The following is an 18,485-nucleotide window of genomic DNA, read 5'->3' as shown; positions in this document are numbered from 1 at the left end:
GTATAGTGCGCATCCATCGGACGCGGGGTGGAGCAGCCTGGTAGCTCGTCGGGCTCATAACCCGAAGGTCGTCGGTTCAAATCCGGCCCCCGCAACCAATTCGATGCTGTACCAGCAGCAAAAAACGTCGGATGGTTCGATAAGCAGTAAAGAAGTAAAGATGTTACGGACGCGGGGTGGAGCAGCCTGGTAGCTCGTCGGGCTCATAACCCGAAGGTCGTCGGTTCGAATCCGGCCCCCGCAACCAATTCGGTGCTGTACCAGCAGCTGAAAATCCGCATTGCACGTAACAGCGGCCTGGCGTACAATCAGGACGTTAGCGTTAAAAAAGTAAGTATGGTTGTAAAAAATAAGCAGTAAGACGGACGCGGGGTGGAGCAGCCTGGTAGCTCGTCGGGCTCATAACCCGAAGGTCGTCGGTTCGAATCCGGCCCCCGCAACCACTTACATGACATCAGACACCCTTCAGGGTGTTTTTTTGTTTCTGCCGTCTGGACTTCTTTTCCCCTCTCCTTTTTGTCTTTTCCCCTGCCCGGTTTATTGCGCGCCACCCGGCGGGCAGCGCGGTATCATCCTGTTCTTACTCTTCTTCTCACGACTTACCGCCGCACCAGTCCGCCTTTGGCGAAATAGGACGTGATCCCGGCCAGAATCGACTCCGCCACCTGCTGCTGAAAGCGGCTGGTACGCAGCTTGCGCTCCTCTTTCACGTTACTGATAAACGCCGTTTCCACCAGAATCGACGGAATATCAGGCGCTTTCAATACCGCAAACCCCGCCTGATCGACATGGTTCTTATGCAGGTGATTCACTTTTCCCATCCGTGCCAGCACCTCTTTGCCGAATTTCAGGCTGTCATTGATGGTGGCCGTCTGCACCAGATCAAACATCGTATGGTCGAGATAACGGTCGCCGCTTTTCCCTACGCCGCCAATGTTATCCGCCTCATTCTGCGTTTGCGCCAGGTAACGTGCGGCGGCGCTGGTCGCGCCTTTGGTAGACAACGCAAACACCGAGGAGCCACGTGCCGCCCGGTTGGTAAAGGCATCTGCATGAATCGACACAAACAGGTCAGCGTGCTGTTTGCGCGCCTTCGCCACCCGCACCCGCAACGGGATAAAGACATCTTCGTTGCGCGTCATATAGGCTTTCATGTTCGGTTGCTTGTCGATCAGCTTTTTCAGCCGCCGGGCAATCAGCAGCACAATGTCTTTTTCACGCGTCTTATATTTCCCGACGGCCCCCGAGTCTTCGCCGCCGTGGCCGGGGTCCAGCATGATGATAATCGGCCGGTCGTGGCCGGCATTGCCGCGTCTGGGCGTCGTCGCCGGCAGCGAGCGTTCCAGATCGCCTTTGTTGTAATCTTCCAGCAGCGCCAGCAACGGATCGGAAGGCTCCCCTGCCCGGCCGCTGGCCGGATAGAGATCCACCACCAGCCGGTTTTTAAATTCTGACACCGGCCCAAGGGTAAACAGGTGCGGCGTGCTGTTTTGTTTCAGCTCCAGCACCACCCGCACGGTATCTTTCGTAAATTGCCCGACGCGGGCCTGCTTCAGGTAAGGATCGTTGGTGCGCACCTGTTTGCCGATGCCTTTCAGCACACTGTTGAGGTGAACACCTTCAATGTCGATCACCACGCGCTCCGGGTGACTGAGTGCAAACTGCTTATACTTAAGCGGCGTGGAGGATTCGATGGTCACGCGCGTGTAGGGCGTTGAAGGCCAGACACGTACGGCAATCACGTGTGCGGCGGCGGCAAACCCGACCTGGCTGATGCTGAGCAACCAGGTGGCGGCGGCGGCCTGCACCAGACGGCGGCGGCCCAGATTAGGAGGGTTATCGTTCATGCGGCTCCGGGAAAATGAAAAGCGATGAAAAGGCATCGCTAAAGCGGGCTAAACGTCAAAAACTTTAACGAATCAGCCGCTTCCTGTCACCCTTAAAGCCGCCCACCGGCTAAAAAGCCCAATCTTCTGATAAGCACTAACCCCCTGTTAACCTCCTGATAACTTTTCTTGGTGATTTCCTGCTTGCGATCTCGGCAATAAAGAATAAAAATACAGAAATTACGAATAATCATGCAAGAGGCAAAGCCCGTGAAGGAACGTAGTACAGAGCTGGTTCAAGGATTCCGTCACTCAGTCCCCTATATCAATGCCCACCGCGGCAAGACATTTGTGATCATGCTGGGCGGGGAGGCCATCGAGCATGAGAACTTCTCCAACATCGTTAACGATATCGGTCTGTTGCATAGTTTGGGCATCCGGCTGGTGGTGGTGTATGGCGCCCGCCCGCAGATTGACGCCAACCTGGCGCAGCACCATTGCGAGCCGGTATACCACAAACACACCCGGGTAACGGATGCCAAAACCCTGGAGCTGGTGAAACAGGCTGCCGGTTTGCTGCAACTCGACATCACTGCCCGCCTCTCGATGAGCCTGAATAACACGCCATTGCAGGGCGCGCACATCAACGTGGTGAGCGGTAACTTCATCATCGCCCAGCCGTTGGGTGTGGATGACGGCGTGGACTACTGTCACAGCGGCCGTATCCGCCGTATTGATGAAGAGGCGATCCACCGCCAGCTCGACAGCGGTGCCATTGTGCTGATGGGGCCGGTGGCGGTCTCCGTGACCGGGGAGAGCTTCAACCTCACCTCAGAAGAGGTCGCGACCCAACTGGCGATCAAACTCAAAGCGGAGAAGATGATTGGCTTCTGTTCTTCGCAAGGGGTGACGGACAGCGAAGGCAATGTGATTTCCGAGCTGTTCCCGAATGACGCCCAGCAGCGCATCGACGCGCTGGAGCAGACCGGTGATTACTACTCCGGCACTGTGCGGTTCCTGCGTGGGGCGGTCAAAGCCTGCCGCAGCGGCGTGCGCCGCAGCCACCTGATCAGCTATCTCGAGGATGGGGCGCTGGTGCAGGAGCTGTTCTCGCGTGACGGTATCGGTACGCAGATCGTGATGGAGAGTGCCGAGCAGGTACGCCGCGCCACCATTAATGACATCGGCGGCATTCTGGAGCTGATCCGCCCGCTGGAGCAACAGGGGATTCTGGTGCGCCGCTCCCGTGAGCAACTGGAGATGGAGATCGACAAGTTCACTATCATCGAGCGCGACAACCTGACCATTGCCTGTGCGGCGCTCTACCCCTTCCCGGAAGAGAAGATTGGTGAAATGGCCTGTGTGGCCGTGCACCCTGACTACCGCAGCTCCTCACGCGGTGAGATGTTGCTGCACCGGGTGGCGAGCCAGGCGCGCCAGCTGGGGCTGGAGAAGCTGTTTGTGCTGACCACCCGCAGCATCCACTGGTTCCAGGAGCGCGGCTTCCAGCCGGCGGATGTCGAGGTGTTGCCGATGCAGAAACAGGCACTCTATAACTACCAGCGCCGCTCCAAGATCCTGCTGGCCGATCTGTAACGCCGGCTTTTCCTGCCTGCCCACGCCGACGGTTCGCCGTCGGCGTGGCGTTTCTCCCGGCTTGCGTGTTGTCTTGCGAAAAACGTCAACCGCTGCAAAACAGCCTCACTGAAAAAACAGCCCTCGCTGAAAAAGAGAGTCATTGCCGCAAAAAACAGTCACCGGCGCAAATACAGTCACCGTCGCAAATACAGTCACCGCGCAGCCTGAATCCCGTCAGGAAGCCGCCTGAAGCGCCTGCATTAACCGGTCACCCAGGCCACTGCGCCGCTGCGTCGGGGTGCTGATGGCACTGGCCAGCACGTTATGGCTGGCATAAAGCGACAGCTGTTTTTTGGCGCGGGTAATGGCGGTGTACACCAGCTCACGCGTCAATACCGGCAGCCACTGGTTCGGCAGCACCAGCAGGGTGTGGTCAAACTCCGACCCCTGAGACTTATGCACGGTCATCGCATAGGCAGTTTCATGCGCCGGAAGGCGGCTTGGCTGGACGGACTTAATTTCACCGTTCGGCAACTGGAAATAGACCCGCAGCTCGTTGCGGTGGTCACGCAATGTGATGCCGATGTCGCCGTTAAACAGCCCAAGTGCGCTGTCATTACGGCTGATCATCACCGGCCGGCCGGCATACCAGCGCCCGGCCGCGCCCGGCTGGCGGCGGATTGCCCCACAGCGGTTCAGCGCCAGCTCAATCCTGTCATTCAGCCCGCTGACGCCAAACGGCCCCTCGCGCACGGCGCACAGCACGCGGAACTGGTTGAACAGCCTCAGGATCTCCCCGGCCCCGGCACCGGCTTTCACCTGTTCCAGATAGGGCCGGTAGTGCGCCACGCAGCGCTCCAGCAGATGCGGATAGTCTTCGTTCTCTGCCAGCGGGTAACCCTGCACATCCTCATGGCTGCCGCCCAGCACCTTCAGCGCCGCTGCGGCTTTCCCGGCGTTCACCGCACTGGCCAGCAACCCGATGCCGGAAGCCGCATCAAAGCGATAACTTTTGCGCAGCAGGCAGAGGCTGTCACGCACGGTGGCGTGCGCCTTGAGATCGGTGCCGCTCAGCGCGCAGCCGGTGATGCGGCTTAACTGATCGGCCCGCGCCGGGCTGTAGCCCTGTTCAGCGAAACGGCAGAGATCGCCCAGCACCGCGCCCGCTTCCACCGAGGCCAGCTGATCGCGGTCACCGAGGAAAATCACCCTGGCGTGCGGCGGCAACGCAGCAATCAGCCGCGCCATCATCGGCAAGTCCACCATCGAGGCCTCATCCACCACCAGCACATCCAGGTGCAGCGGGTTCGCAGCATGGTGACGCATTCGCTGGCTGTTGGGCTGTGCGCCCAGCAGCCGGTGCAGGGTCGAGGCCTCCTGCGGGATCGCCGCCTGGATCGCGGCATCCAGCGCCAGTTCACGGCTGGCCTTGCCGAGGGATTCCGTCAGCCGGGCGGCCGCCTTGCCGGTCGGCGCAGCCAGCTGGATACGCAGTTTCCTGTCTGCTGAGAGCTCAACCAGCGCCGCCAGCAGCCTGGCCACCGTGGTGGTTTTACCGGTGCCCGGCCCGCCGGAAATAATGGAGATGCGGCGGGTAATGGCGACCGCTGCCGCCACCTTTTGCCAGTCCGGCTCACTGCCGCCGGGGCCGAACAAACGATCGAGGATCGCGCCCAGCGCCGCGTGGTCAGCAGGCTGGTCGCTGTCACTGGCGATAAACCCGGCCACCTGCGCCTCGCACTGCCACATCCGTTGCAGGTAGAGACGGTCCTGATGCAGCACCAGCGGCGTGGGTTGGGAGCCGTCGCTCACCGCCGGTGACTCTTTCAGCCAGTGGAGCCACTGCGTGCCGTCAGGGTGGCCGAGGCGCGCGCCCATCTCTTTTGCCAGTTCCGGGTGGCGGCCATCAAACAGTGCATCCGGTGTGAGCTGGGCCAGCGGCAGGCAGACATGGCCGCTGCCCGCCTCTGCGCTGACGCAGGCTGCCGCCAGCAGCATCGCGGGTTGGTTCTCATCCGCCAGAAAACGGGCAAATTGCACATCCAGCGGCCTCAGGGCGCCACCCAGCAGCGCACGTTCCAGTAAGGTCATCATGAAGGTGATCCTGCCTCAGTAAGAGAGAGCGTGTGGCCTTCGAACAAGGCATCCATCTCGCGGATAAAGTCCGACGGGGGGCGGCAGCGGAAAATGCCGTTTTCCGGATGCTGTTGGTCGATCCCACGCAAAAAAAGATAAATCACGCCGCCAAAGTGGCGGTCGACGTCATAGCCAGCCAGGCGGTGCCGCAAATAGCGGTGCAGCGCCAGGCTGTAGAGCTGGTATTGCAGGTCATAGCGGTGTTCGGCCATCGCCTGCGCCATCGCGGGCTGGGTATAGGCAGCGGCACTCTCGCCCAGCCAGTTGGATTTATAATCCAGCAGGTAGAACTTTCCTTCCCAGCAGAACACCAGGTCAATAAACCCTTTCAGCATCCCTTTCACCTGCCGGAAATCCAGCGGCGGGCAGGCAGCCGACAGCGGATCATACTGCTTCACCAGACGGTCGAGATCCGCCGCGCGCAGCAGGCCACGGATTGGAATATAGAATTGCAGTTCCGCCTGCCGCTGCGCAGGCGGCAGTTGCCGCAATGACAGCCCCTCCGGCCCCAAAGGCGCCTGTAGCACCTGTTCCAGCCAGCCGGCCAGCACCTCGCCCCACTCGCTGCCGAAGCCCTGGGCCGTGAGTTTCTCCTCCAGCCAGGCGCGATCCGGTGTCTGGCTGAAGTCGATCTCTTCAAACAAACTGTGCAGGAAGGTGCCGGGCGACGCCCCTTTCGGGAAGGTGTGCGGCGTCATGCCCGGTGTGGTTTCCGGCTGCTGCTCCCCGGCGGCGTCAATGTCCAGCCGCGGCAGCAGGGCTTCTGCCAGTGCGCTGCCGTGCTGCTGCAAGCCGGAATAGCTGGTGACCCGCCAGTTATCCCCGACGTGACGGGAGAACTCCCGCGCCTCCAGCGCCAGCGCCGGGGGAGCCGGCGCTTCCCACGGCTGCACCGCCGGTTCGGCAATCTGGGTCAGCGCGATGCTCTCATCCGCCAGCGCGCCCAGCAGCTCCGCCAGGGCAAAGGCGTCACACGTTTCCCCTTTCTGGATCAGGTAGCCCAATGCGCTGCGGTGCAGATCGGTGTCGCCCTGCTTTTTGCGGTTACCCTGAATCAACGGCGCAATGCCGATGCTGCAATGAAACACTGACCGGGTCAGGGCCACATACAGCAGGCGCAAATCCTCCGCCAGCCGTTCCTCTTCCGCCAGTGCCTTGCTCTCCTCTTCCTCCCGCAAGTCGAGCAGCGCCGCGAACGTCTGGCGGTCATGGTAGAGCGCCTGCTGCTGCGGGCGGAAATGGGCGATAAACGGCAGCCACACCAGCGGATACTCCAGCCCTTTGGATTTATGGATGGTTACAATCTGCACCAGATGGCGATCGCTTTCGAGGCGCAGCTGTTCGTTTTCCGCCTGCTTCTCCGGCTGGGCAATCTGCTGGGCCAGCCAGCGCACCAGCGCGTAGTCGCTCTCCAGCTGGGAAGAGGCCTCCTGCAACAGTTCACCCAAATGCAGGAAATCCGTTAACCGGCGCTCGCCCTCTTCGCTGACCAGCAGGTTCTCTGCCAGATGGCGTTTGCGCATCAGCTCGCGCAGCATCGGCAGCACGCCGCGCCGCTCCCAGTGTTCGCGGTAGCCGTCAAACTCCAGCACCAGCGCATCCCAGTCGGTTTCACTGGCGCTCAGCTCCGCCAGCGTACGGGCGTCCAGCCCCATCACGCCGGTCGCCATCGCGCTGCGCAGGGTACGTTCCTGCTCCGGAGCCAGCACCGCCTGCAACAGCCAGAGCATGTCCCGCGCTTCGGGGGTATCAAATACGCTGTCACGATTGGAGAGGTAAACCGAGCGGATGGCGAGCGCGCCCAGCGCCTCCCGCACCAGCGCAGCCTCAATCCGGTTACGCACCAGCACCGTGATGTCCGACGCCCTGACCGCGCGCCGTTCCCCGCCGTTGACAAGCCACGCCTCGCCGCGCTGCCCGGCAGAGAGCCAGTGGCTGATCTGCCCGGCACACTGGCGCGCCATCATCTGCTGGTAATCACTGACGCCAACGCCCTCACCCGATTGCAGCCAGAAATGCAGCGCCGGTTGCCGTTCGCCGGACACCTCAAACGCCAGCGCCTGGTTGCGGGCGGCTGCGGAAACCGGGCTGAACGGGATCTCACTGAAAATAAAGGGATCGTCTTTCTGCTGGAACAGCGTATTCACCGCGGCCACCATCGGGTGGGAGGAACGCCAGTTGGTGCCGAGCGTATAGTGGGCGCTCACTTCTGCACGGGCGCGCATGTAGGTGAAAATATCCGCCCCACGGAAAGCGTAAATGGCCTGTTTGGGGTCACCGATCAGCAGCAGGCCGCATTGCGGCTGGTTGCCGTAAAGGGTCCGGAAGATCCGGTACTGTTGCGGGTCGGTGTCCTGGAATTCATCGATCATCGCCACCGGGTAGCGGGCGCGGATCGCCTCGGCCAGCGCCCCGCCGCCTTCGGCCTGTAACGCCTCATCCAACCGGCTGAGCAGGTCATCAAAGCCCATTTCAGCCCGCTGGCGCTTCTCTTTCTGCACCGTCTGGCGGATTTCTGTGATCGCCTGCGCCATCACCACATCGCGCAGAGAGAGCGGCTCAGCACAGAGCTGCTCGATCAGCGTAAATACCGGGTGGCGCGGCGGCTCACCTTTTTTGGTTTTTTCCAGCAACCGTGCCTGGCTGAACTTTTCCAGTTCTGCCGGCAACTGGTAATCCTGCGTCTCCAGCGCGCACCACTCACTGACTTTCTCCAGCCAGAGCGGCAGGTAACGGCTGCTGTAACTGCGCTTGTCGACGCCGGAAGCAGAAATCAGCGCTTCCAGCTCCCCCGCCGCACTGTTCCATGCCTGTTTTACCTCGCTGATGCGGGCAATGATCCGCGCATGGCGGCTCTGTAACGTTTCACCTTCGGCAGGCGGGTAACGCAGCGCCGGGGCTTCGCCGTGAAGATAAGGGGCCAGATCGCGCAGCAACTCCTCCGGGCCGCTCCACGCCTGCCCCACCGGCCGGGCAATCTCAATCGGCAGCGGGTAACAGTGCCGCCGCCAGAAGTCAGCACACGCCTGACGGCGCAACGGCATTTCATCCTGCACCAGCGTCTGCTCAAACAGGATGCCGGACTCAAATGCATTGTGGGTCAGCATCCGCTGGCAGAAACCGTGAATAGTGTAAATCGCGGCTTCATCCATCTGCCGTTCGGCCGCCAGCAGCAACGCGGCGGCATCGGCCAGATCGGCAATCTCTGCCATCAGCGCCTGTAACATGCCGTCACTGCTGCTGCCGCGCACACAGGCCAGCCGCAGGGCATGGATATTCTCGCGGATACGGCCGCGCAACTCTTCGGTCGCCGCCTCGGTGAAGGTCACCACCAGAATCTCCTCGACCGTCAGCGGGCGCGGGAAGGCCGCCTCCCCGCCCAGCCCCAGCAGCAGGCGCAGGTAGAGGATCCCGATGGTGAAGGTCTTGCCGGTACCCGCTGAGGCCTCAATCAGCCGCTCCGCATAGAGCGGCAGGGTCAGCGGGTTCAGGGCGAGGGGCGCGGACGTCGTCATTGCCCATTCACCTGTTGCGGCAGGGTCGCTTGCAGACGGGTGGTGTCAGTGTAGGTCGTCCAGTCTGCCGGGGCAGCGAAACCGCCTTTTTGCGCATCCGGGCCGTTACCCTGGATCTGTGACAGCAACGCCAGCCCTTGCGGGTTCATCACAGCCTGTTGGTAGTACTGGTGCAGCTGGTCACGCGTCAGGGCTTTCAGCACTCCGACCACCTGGTCGCGGGTATCGAAGCGGAAATTGCCGCGGCTGAAGTCATTGCTGAAGCGGCTGGCTTCTTCACTCAGGGTTTGCGGACGCTGGGTCAGCTCATCGATCATTGCCTGACGGTATTGCACAAAATCCTCATTGCTCATGGCACCCAGCCGTTTATCCGCCTGGGCAAAGAAATCAAGGTAACGCGGGTAGAGGTAAGCCGGTGGCTGGCTGTTGCTCTGCAACAGGAAGCCCAGCCCCCACTGTTTCCCGACTGAGATAGGGAAGGCAAACACCGCGTAGCCCAGCTGCTCCTGCGTACGCAGCTGGCTGTAGAACCAGGGTTGCAGAATCTGCCCAAGCAAGGCGCTGTAGGCCATGCTGCGCACCTCATCATAACCGGACGGCACATAGACCGCAGCCAGTGCGGAATCACTGCTGCTGCCGGCTTTTTGCAGGTTGGCCAGCTGTTTCTGCGTAATCACCACCTCTTTGCCGTGCCACCAGGCTTTGCCGGTGCAGCCGAGCTGGGTTTTCAGCGAATGTGCCAGCTGGCGCACCTGATCCGCCGTCATGTTACCGACCACCAGCACTTCCGGCGCGGCCAAATGGAGCAGGCTGTCACGGTAGGCGATGATCTCCTCCACCGTGATGCTGTCCAGCATGGCGCGGCGCGCCTCACGTTCGCTGTAAGGCACGCGGGAGAGCATCTGTACCGGCATGATCGCCTGCTCAAAGGCTTTGCCTTTGCCGGAGGCATCCAGCTTCTCCCGGTACCAGGATTTGGCCTGCGCCAGCTGATCGGCGGTCGGCGTGAAGCTGGCGTAACCGGCCACCAGGGACGTGAGCAGTTGCGGCAAGCGCTGGGTATAGCCGTTGGCGTTAAAGACCACCCCATTATCCGGCGCAGTGGAGAAGCCGATACCGCCGATAGAGGCCTGATAACTGAGCTGATCCAGCGCCAGCCCCGCCAGATAGTCAGTGAGCGCATACATCACCTGATGGCGCGGTGAGTCGAGTGCCGTTGGGTTGCGGAAGGCAAAGGTAATGTCGGCGCGCGGCTCATCGGCAAAGGCGCGGCTTGGCATGTAGAGCGCGCGCAGCCCCGGCTCATCCACCACCACCTGTGGCCGCACCGGTTTTTCCGTGGAGGTAATCAGTGACAGATCGTCCGGGATGTAGGGGTTAAGCGCCGGCAGTGTCAGGGCGATTTGTGTGCCCAGTTGCTGCCAATGCTGGCGCTGCGCCGGGGTAATACGGTCTACCTGGTATGGCGCATCAACGAAATAGGCAGTACGGTTGTGCGGTGCATCCGGGCTGACCACCCAGACACGCACTTTTTCCGGCGTCAATTGGCTCAGGCGGGCGGCGATGGCCGCCGGGTCATAGCGGTCGGCAAGGTAGGGGGCATCCAGCGTATGGTTCACCGGCACCCGCAGCATGGTATCTACCAGCCACTCGATGTAATTCATATCGCGGGTAATGGCCGGGTAACGGTAATCGAGGTTCAGCACATGGCTGATTTCATCGAAATAACTTTTGCTGATGCCCTGCTGACGCAGCATCGACAGGTAGTTGAACACTGCGGCAATCACCTCGTCACGCTGCGCCAGCCCTTTGTCAGTCAACGACACGGAAATGGCAAACACGCCCTGGTTGCGGTCAACCAGCGGGTCGGCCCCGGCATTGATGGCATCTGCCAGGCCCTGTTTCTGTAACCAGTCCGACAGCGTGCCGGGGCTGCGGTTACCGATCAGGTAGCTGATGTAGGTGTCGGTTTTGCTGCGGAACGCCTGGCTATTTTGATCCCGCGCGCGGTCGTTATCTATCGCGAACTCCAGCTTGAGCTGTTTACGCGGCTGCGCCGGGACATAGTGAACAATAATGCCCTCTTGCGCCGGGGTCAGCGTCGGCACGGTAATCGCCGGTACGCTGGCCTGATGGTTGGCGATGCGGCCAAAGGTGCCGGCCGCCAGCGAGGCCAGTGCGGGTAACGGCTGGTTGCTGTAGATCACGCCCACCATCAGGTTGGCGGAGTAGTAGCGCTGGTAGAACGCCGTCAGCTGCTCATGCAGTTTGCTGCCGGGCTTGTCTTTCAGTGTGTCGAGGTTGCCGCCGGAGAAGCGGGCGCTGGGGTGCGCCGGGTTAAGTGTCTCCGCCCTGACCTGCGCCATGCGCATACCGTCACGCGAACGCGCCATCGTCAATTCAGCATTGACAGCATGGCGTTCGCGATCGGCATTGACCGGGTCAAGCAGCGGCGCGGCAATGGCATCCGCCAGCCGGTCAACCGCCGGGGTCAGCGCGCTGTTTTCCACCTCCAGGTAGAATGCGGTGCGGTAGGAGGCGGTGCTGGCGTTATGGCTGCCGCCATGTTTCTTCAGAAACTCGGCAAGGTTTTCCGGGTCCGGGTACTTTTTCGACCCCATCAGCACCATATGCTCAAGGTAGTGGGCCAGCCCCAGCTGGCTCCCCGGATCGTCCAGCGAGCCGACCGGCAACGCCAGCGCCGCCAGCGATTTGGGGGCCTGGGCATCAGACACCAGCAGCACCGTCATGCCGTTATCCAGTTTCACCGCCTGGTATTGGCGGGGATCGTGTTCACTCTTGTTGATTGTTTCCGCCAGTGGCTGCCATCCCTGCGCAAAACCGCTGATTGGTGCTAAAAAAATCAATAACAACAGTAACCTGGAAATACAGGTAAGCTGTTTTCGCATTCCCACTCTCCCATCACCTGGTAAATGTACCGCCGGAGCAAACTTCAAAGGGTAAGGCCACTCTGCGTGAACGTTGCTGGCCGGGCCGCCTGAAGAGGTGAGACCCGGTATGCCGCGATAGTGCCGCCACAGGCGGTATCGCTGAGAATGCACCTGCCCTGTGGCAGCGGCGGTGCACGGCGGAGTCCTTTCATGACACGGTGACGCGTCTTGCCTTTATGCCGCCCCGGCCTGATGGTGCAGGGCCAGAGGCAGTAAAAAACGTTCCGCATTCTGCTGGATTTTTACGATGTCGTCATCGTCCAATTGCCGGATGACGCGTTGCAGGTAGGGATCATCGCCTTCGCCGGGAACACGCTGATCGCCCAGCCAGGCCTGAAGCAGTTTACCGCGGGCTTTGCCCTGCGTCTCCTCATCACGGTTTATCTCCCCGGTCTGGGGATCCACGCAGTGACTGAGCCACGCCCAGCCGCTCTTGTTGACCAGCAGCAGCGGCTCACGCATACCCTGCCGGTACCCCTCGATCAACAGCGCCAGATAGTCCCGGGCCTGTTTGACCGGCAGAGCGGGGAAGTGCCACGCGGTATCTTTGCGCCCATAGCTGCGGCTTTCCCCCTTGCCTCCTGATGCACAATACGCCAGATGCTCGATCCACAGCAACACCCCATCCACCGCATTCAGTGTCGCAGGCCGCCAGCGCAACAGGCCATCGGGCTGGATATGGTGAACCCAGCCGGTGATCAGGCAGTCACCGATTTCCAGGGTAATCTCTTCACTGCGGGACTCACCGCGCAGCGCCCTGACCTTCTCTGCCAGCCCGGTCATCTCTTCGGACTGCTTCTGCCAGTAGATTTCACCAAACGCGCCGTAAGGCAGCGCGCCGGAGGCTTTCACCCGCGCATAGAGCGCGTCGGCGTCCTGCTCTTCAATCAGCGTATTGAGCAGCTGGCTGTTGAATTTATAGCGGTTGAGGCTGTCCAGCACGAACGGCTCTTCGTCCGGCAGCTCCGTCTCTTCCAGCATAAAATTGACGCCGAGGCGCATCTGGAAAAAGGCGCGAACCGGATGCCGATAAAAGCGCATCAGGTTTTCCAGCGTGATCTCTTCCAGCGGTTCCGGTGCCAGCGGCTGGTTGAAGTCCGGGTGCGGCTCACCCTGCGCGCTGGCGGCGGGCAGCCATTCGCGCGCGTAACTCTGGTGTTCATCACCCGGCACAAAGTTTTCCGCATTAAACGGCATCCGGGCATGGTGGCAGAGTACGTGCTCACGTACCCGGCGTTCGCTCTCGTCCGCCTCGCACGCCAGATCGTCCGGCAGCACGAAACTCTGGCCGATATACTCCATCAGCTCGGTCACCAGCACGGAGGCGTAACGCTCGCTGTTGTCCTGAATTGAACGGCCGATAAAGCTGATGTAAAGCCGCTGCTGGGCTGACAGCATCGCCTCCAGGAACAGATAGCGGTCATCATCACGGCGGCTGCGATCCCCTTTTTTCACCTGATGCGCCATCAGGTCAAACCCGAGCGGCGGCAGGGTACGCGGGTAAACGCCATCATTCATGCCCAGCAAGCAGACCACCTGGAAAGGAATCGACCGCATCGGCATCAGGGTACAGAAGTTGATTGGCCCTGCCAGGAAGCGCTGGCTGATGCGCTCCTGATCCAGCCGGGCCGCCAGGTCATCACGCAGGATGCTGAGCGGCACCTTATCCGGGTATTGCGCGGCCAGCCCGAAATTGATCGCTTTCTGCCACTGCTCCTCAATCACCGTCAGCACCCCTTCCGTCTCCACATCTTTGATGAAGAAGGTGTCGAGCATCTGGCGGCAGAGCGGCAACCATGCCGCCAGCGGGCGCGGTTCATCCAGCAGGGTGCGCCAGCGGGTAAGCTGCATCAGCAACTCTGCCAGGTGCCCGGCCAGCTCTGCCGCCAGCCCGGTGGACTCGTCATAGGGCAGTACGCCCTGCCAGTGCCCGGCTTCGCTGTCCATCGCGTAGCCCAGCAGCATCCGCGTCAGGCCAAAGCGCCAGGTGTGCTGGCCGGTCGGCGGCAGTTCAAGCTGGCGGATGGCGTCATCGTCCAGCCCCCAGCGGATGCCGGATTCACTGACCCACAGCCGTAACAACCGCAGCCCATCCTCATGGATAGCGAAACGGCCGGCCAGCGCCGGGACTTCCAGCAACGCCAGCACCTGCTCTGAGGTAAAGCGGCTCTGCGGCATCTCCAGCAGGGTAAGGAACGCCTGCAACGCCGGGTGGGCCTGGCTCGCTTTACGGTCAGAAATGGCAAACGGCAGGTAGCGATCCGGCGGGGCATTGCCAAATACGGCCTGAATGTAGGGCGCGTAGCTGTCGATGTCCGCCACCATCACAATGATGTCACGCGGCGTGAGATCCGGGTCTTCCGCCATCATCGCCAGCAGTTTGTCATGCAGCACTTCCACTTCGCGCTGCGGGCTGTGGCAGGCATGGATGCAGATGGAGCGATCCTCTGGGTCCAGCAGGCGTTTACCGGCGCTGTTGGCCAGGGTTTCCGGCGTCATGCCCAGCACCGCCTGGTCATTCAGCTCCAGCATGTCCTGCTGCACCGCGTGCAGCAGGGTGTCGTCTTCCATGTCCACAAACGCCTGCACTTCCTGAATGTCATCAATCTGGGAAAGCAGGTACATATGGTCACGCCCCAGCTTGCCCCAGGAGGCCAGCAGCGGGTTGGTAAGTGCCTGCTCCCCTTCCTGGTTAAACAGCTGCGGTGCCTGCGCCGGATCGCGGAACAGATCAACCTCGGCGCGGGCGAGGTAGTCACGCCGTTTGCGGCTTTGCAGTTTGGCCAGAAACGCATAGTTCTGGATGTCACCCCAATAGTAGCGGCAAGGGTTGGTGAACATCAGGTGGATGTCGATGTGCTTGCCCAGCGCCTGCAACGCCTGCAAATAGATTGGCGGCAGCGCGGAGATGCCGCAGATAAACACCCGCGCCGGCAGCCCCGGCGGGCAGGTTTCCTGCTGGTTCAGGGTAGTGATAAAGCGCTGGTAGAGGTTGGCACGGTGCCATTTCGGCTGCCCCAGCGCGGCGGTGTACTCACACAGCCGCGCCCACAGTACCGCCTGCCACTGCTGCGCCTCGCCCAGATCCTCTTGCAGTTCACCGCGCTCCCACCCTTCCAGCCAGTGCGGGCGGTAAACCAGATACTGGTCAAACAGGTCAGCGACCCTGGCAGCCAGCTGGTGGATTTTGCGCTTGTCACCGTCATCCTGCAGGTAATGGCGCAGGGGGGCAAAGGCCGGTTCCGGCAACATTTCCGGCAGCAGCCACATCAGCTTCCAGGTCATCGCATCTTTACTGAAGGCGCTCTCTTTCGGGATCCCCGGCAAGACGCGGGTGAACATGTCCCAGATAAAGGAGGCCGGCAGCGGAAACTGAATATTCGCCGCAATCCCAAACTCATCGGCCAACTGCATTTGCAGCCATTGCGCCATGCCGGGGCTTTGCACCAGCACCACTTCCTGTTGGAAGGGATCGGAGAGCGGTTGCCCCTCAATAAGCGCCGAGATCAGTTTTTTCAGCAGATCCAGTTGGTTGGAGTGGTAAACGGTGAACATGATGCCTCTGAAGTGAATAACGGGTGTGGCAGGCGGCTTGCGCCGCAGCCCCACTGTAACCTGACGCCGCCGTAAAGCAACACCGGGGCGGGGTTTTAACATAATAACCGGCGCACCGTCACCTGTTGCTGTGCCGGGGCCGTTACGGTAACACTCGCCCAGCGGCAGCCGCCGGGGGCGCCGGCAGACGCGCTGCTGATGGTCAGTTGCCAGCCCTGGGGCGCCGGTAACAGCCCGCTCTGATGGCAGGTCAGGCTGAAAGCCTCCAGGTGCTGGCCGGCCAGCCGCCATGCCTGCTGCACCTGCCGTTGCCGGTCAAACCCCGCCGTCAGTGCCTGCTGGTAGGTGAGCAACCCCAGCAGCGAGACGGCAAACAGCATCGCGGCAAACAGCACTTCAATCAGGGTAAAACCCCGCTGCGTCGTCATGGCACGGCTTCTCCGTCACAGTCATGCGGGGCCTTTTCCGGGCAGAAATCCAGCCAGCCCCCGGCTTGTACGGTCAGCCGCCCGCCTTTACCGGGGGCAGCCAGCCGGTAAAGGAACAGCGGGGAATCGTCTGCCCGCTGCCCTTCCCCACGCAGCAGGATAACGCCCGGCGCGGCCGCGGCTTTTATGCAGCCGTGCAGGCTGCCGGGATGAAAGGCCCGGCATTGCCATGTGGTGTTTGCCGGCGGCCAATTCAATGTTTCCGCCCAGGTGAGGGAGGACGCAGCCTGATGCCAGGCCAGCACATGTTGCCGCGTTCCGGCGGTGAGCCGCACCGCTTCGTCAAGCTGGCGGTGCAGCGCCGTCATGCCCATCAGCCCCAGCAGCATCAGCCCCATCAGTGTCAACAGCAGGGCGTTGCCCTGTTGCCGCCTCATGCGTTTGCCCCGGTCAGTAAACGGACAATCTGATGCGGGGTCACACCCTGCCGGTGTTGGCCGCTCAGAGTGAGTTGCAGCACGCTGCCTGCGGTTTCGCGGGCGTCGGTAAGCGTAAAACCGGTGACGGTGACGTCAGCCGGATCGAGCAGCCTCTCCCAGCCCGTGCCGCCGCAGTGCGCCACGCCACGCTGCGTCTCCAGCGCACCGGCCACCAGGCGGTAGCCAAAGGTTTCCGCCTCCGGCCCTGCCGGTTCCCAGCGGCCATTGCGGTTGAGGTCATACGCCAGCACGATGCACCCCCCTGCCCCCGTGCCGGGTGCCGTGCTCAGGCGAATGGCGTGGCGGCCGCAGGCTGCCCCGGCACAAAACCCCGCGCGGCGCAGATCTTTTTCGAGGGTGTCCGCCACCTGATGCAGGGCATGATCCAGCCAGAACAGCTGACGCAGGCGCTGCCCCTGCTGGTAGATTGCCGGGTAACTGCCGGCCGCGGCCAGCATCACCACACTGCCGATGCCCATCGCCAGCAGGATTTCCGGCAGGGTGAACCCCTGTTGCCGGGCACCGGGCCTGTTCAGCGGCATGGCGGCACCCCGCTGACCGCATTTTCAGCGCAGAGCCGCAAGCGTCCGTGGCCGGAAAGCACGACCCGGATGCGCCCGGCAGCATTGCCGAGGGTGAGATGGCCTGGCTGGGCGGTATTGCGCAGGCCATAAAACCCCATGCCGTTGCCGCTGAAGTCCACTATCGCCACGCCCTCCCCGCCGGGCCGGAACACCCGCAGTGCGTTCCCGTTGCACCCGTCAGGCACATCATTCAGCCGCGTGACGCAGCCCGCCGGCCCCAGCGTCACCGCAAGCAGGTGCGCCTCATTGCGGGCATTGGCCTGCGCCTGCATCCGGCCCAGAAAGGCCTGGAGCGTCTGGGCGCTCTGCCGCAGGCGGTGCGCCTGGCGCATTGTCTGGCCGTAATAGAGGCTGCCGCCGGTCAGGATGGCAATCAGCCCCATCACCACCAGCATTTCAAGTAAGCTCATGCCCTGTTGTTTCCCTGTGCGTCTGTTCATGCGGGCCAGTGTAAGGCGCAAAACTGCCCCGGCCAGCGGGCGGTGGCGGAACAGGAACCCATTACGCACCCCGGCATTGCAACGGCGGGAAACCGGCATTTTTCTGGAAGGTATGCCGCAAAACCGGCGGCGGCGGGCGGGTGCAGGCATAAAAAAACCGAAGCCATTGGCTTCGGTTCTATACAGCAGAAGGATGTATCAGATCGCGACCGGGGCCTTGATGGCCGGGTGCGGGTCATACCCTTCAATCTCGAAATCGTCGAAGCGGTAATCAAACAGGGAGTCAGGTTTGCGCTTGATCACCAGTGTCGGCATCGGGCGCGGCTCGCGCGTCAGTTGCAGGCGCGCCTGCTCCAGATGGTTGCTGTAGAGGTGGGTGTCCCCGCCGGTCCAGACGAAATCCCCGACCTCCAGATCACACTGCTGCGCCATCATATGCACCAGCAGCGCATAGCTGGCGATGTTGAACGGCAGGCCGAGGAACACATCGCAGGAGCGCTGGTACAGCTGGCAGGAGAGTTTGCCGTCCGCCACGTAGAACTGGAAGAACGCGTGGCACGGGGCCAGCGCCATGCTCTCCAGTTCACCCACGTTCCAGGCGGAAACGATGATGCGGCGGGAGTCCGGGTCCTGTTTCAGTTGCTGCACCACGTTCGCCAGCTGGTCTATCTGGCGGCCGTCCGCGGCCCCCCAGGCACGCCACTGTTTGCCGTACACCGGGCCGAGGTCGCCGTTTTCATCGGCCCACTCATCCCAGATGGTGACGTTGTTTTCACGCAGGTAGGCGATGTTGGTTTCGCCTTTCAGGAACCAGAGCAGTTCGTGAATGATTGACCGCAGGTGGCAGCGCTTGGTGGTCACCAGCGGGAAGCCCTCTTGCAGGTTGAAACGCATCTGATGGCCAAAAATCGACAGCGTGCCGGTGCCGGTGCGGTCAGCTTTCGGGGTGCCCTGATGGAGCACGGTGTTCATTAAATCCAGATACTGTTTCAT

At 61.8% G+C, this 18,485-nt stretch carries 11 protein-coding genes and 3 tRNA genes; 4 read left to right on the top strand and 10 right to left on the bottom strand.

Annotated features, from left to right (window positions below; all coding sequences use genetic code 11):
* Nucleotides 1-21 precede the first annotated feature (21 nt).
* From JK232_RS20310 to JK232_RS20300, 3 genes are all read left to right on the top strand, one after another.
* Nucleotides 22-98, top strand: a tRNA-Met gene (locus tag JK232_RS20310).
* Nucleotides 99-170: 72 nt separating this feature from the next.
* A tRNA-Met gene (locus JK232_RS20305) sits at nucleotides 171-247 on the top strand.
* Between the two features lie 119 nt (nucleotides 248-366).
* Nucleotides 367-443: transfer RNA gene (locus JK232_RS20300), tRNA-Met, on the top strand.
* A 156-nt stretch (nucleotides 444-599) separates the two neighbouring features.
* Here JK232_RS20300 and amiC read toward each other — a convergent pair.
* Nucleotides 600-1,847, bottom strand: coding sequence for an N-acetylmuramoyl-L-alanine amidase AmiC (amiC, locus tag JK232_RS20295; RefSeq protein ID WP_072932555.1), 1,248 nt, complete (start codon nucleotides 1,845-1,847; stop codon nucleotides 600-602).
* Nucleotides 1,848-2,078: 231 nt separating this feature from the next.
* Here amiC and argA point away from each other — a divergent pair, with 231 nt between their 5' ends.
* Entirely contained in the window at nucleotides 2,079-3,422 is a 1,344-nt protein-coding gene (gene argA / locus JK232_RS20290) for an amino-acid N-acetyltransferase (RefSeq protein WP_165698470.1), read from the top strand.
* Between the two features lie 216 nt (nucleotides 3,423-3,638).
* Here argA and recD read toward each other — a convergent pair whose 3' ends face one another.
* The 9 genes from recD to thyA form a co-directional block, all read right to left on the bottom strand.
* Nucleotides 3,639-5,498, bottom strand: a complete 1,860-nt coding sequence (gene recD / locus JK232_RS20285) for an exodeoxyribonuclease V subunit alpha (RefSeq protein WP_072932558.1) — start codon at nucleotides 5,496-5,498, stop codon at nucleotides 3,639-3,641.
* Nucleotides 5,495-9,055 (bottom strand): exodeoxyribonuclease V subunit beta, encoded by a 3,561-nt coding sequence (gene recB, locus JK232_RS20280; protein ID WP_212589631.1) that lies wholly within the window; start codon nucleotides 9,053-9,055, stop codon nucleotides 5,495-5,497. The genes recD and recB overlap by 4 nt, the downstream gene beginning before the upstream one ends.
* Nucleotides 9,052-11,964 (bottom strand): pitrilysin, encoded by a 2,913-nt coding sequence (gene ptrA / locus JK232_RS20275; protein ID WP_101834861.1) that lies wholly within the window; start codon nucleotides 11,962-11,964, stop codon nucleotides 9,052-9,054. The genes recB and ptrA overlap by 4 nt, the downstream gene beginning before the upstream one ends.
* A gap of 216 nt (nucleotides 11,965-12,180) precedes the next feature.
* Nucleotides 12,181-15,561 (bottom strand): exodeoxyribonuclease V subunit gamma, encoded by a 3,381-nt coding sequence (gene recC, locus JK232_RS20270; RefSeq protein WP_212589630.1) that lies wholly within the window; start codon nucleotides 15,559-15,561, stop codon nucleotides 12,181-12,183.
* A 95-nt stretch (nucleotides 15,562-15,656) separates the two neighbouring features.
* Complete coding sequence (locus JK232_RS20265; protein ID WP_212589629.1) at nucleotides 15,657-15,989, bottom strand: type IV pilus modification PilV family protein; 333 nt, start codon at nucleotides 15,987-15,989, stop codon at nucleotides 15,657-15,659.
* On the bottom strand, nucleotides 15,986-16,426 hold the full coding sequence (locus JK232_RS20260; RefSeq protein WP_212589628.1) for a DUF2509 family protein: 441 nt from the start codon (nucleotides 16,424-16,426) through the stop codon (nucleotides 15,986-15,988). The genes JK232_RS20265 and JK232_RS20260 overlap by 4 nt, the downstream gene beginning before the upstream one ends.
* Nucleotides 16,423-17,010, bottom strand: a complete 588-nt coding sequence (locus JK232_RS20255; RefSeq protein WP_212589627.1) for a prepilin peptidase-dependent protein — start codon at nucleotides 17,008-17,010, stop codon at nucleotides 16,423-16,425. Before JK232_RS20255 ends, JK232_RS20260 begins: the two co-directional genes overlap by 4 nt.
* Nucleotides 17,001-17,492: a prepilin-type N-terminal cleavage/methylation domain-containing protein gene (locus tag JK232_RS20250; protein ID WP_276515079.1), complete on the bottom strand. Its 492-nt coding sequence runs from the start codon at nucleotides 17,490-17,492 to the stop codon at nucleotides 17,001-17,003. The genes JK232_RS20255 and JK232_RS20250 overlap by 10 nt, the downstream gene beginning before the upstream one ends.
* Nucleotides 17,493-17,690: 198 nt before the next feature.
* A complete protein-coding gene (thyA, locus tag JK232_RS20245) occupies nucleotides 17,691-18,485 on the bottom strand; it encodes a thymidylate synthase (RefSeq protein ID WP_072932574.1) in 795 nt (264 codons plus the stop codon).

Source organism: Nissabacter archeti, assembly GCF_018257325.1.
GTDB classification, from domain to species: Bacteria; Pseudomonadota; Gammaproteobacteria; order Enterobacterales; family Enterobacteriaceae; genus Chimaeribacter; species Chimaeribacter arupi.
The sequence above is the reverse complement of the archived record's forward strand: the minus strand, read 5'-3'. Positions and strand labels throughout refer to the sequence as shown.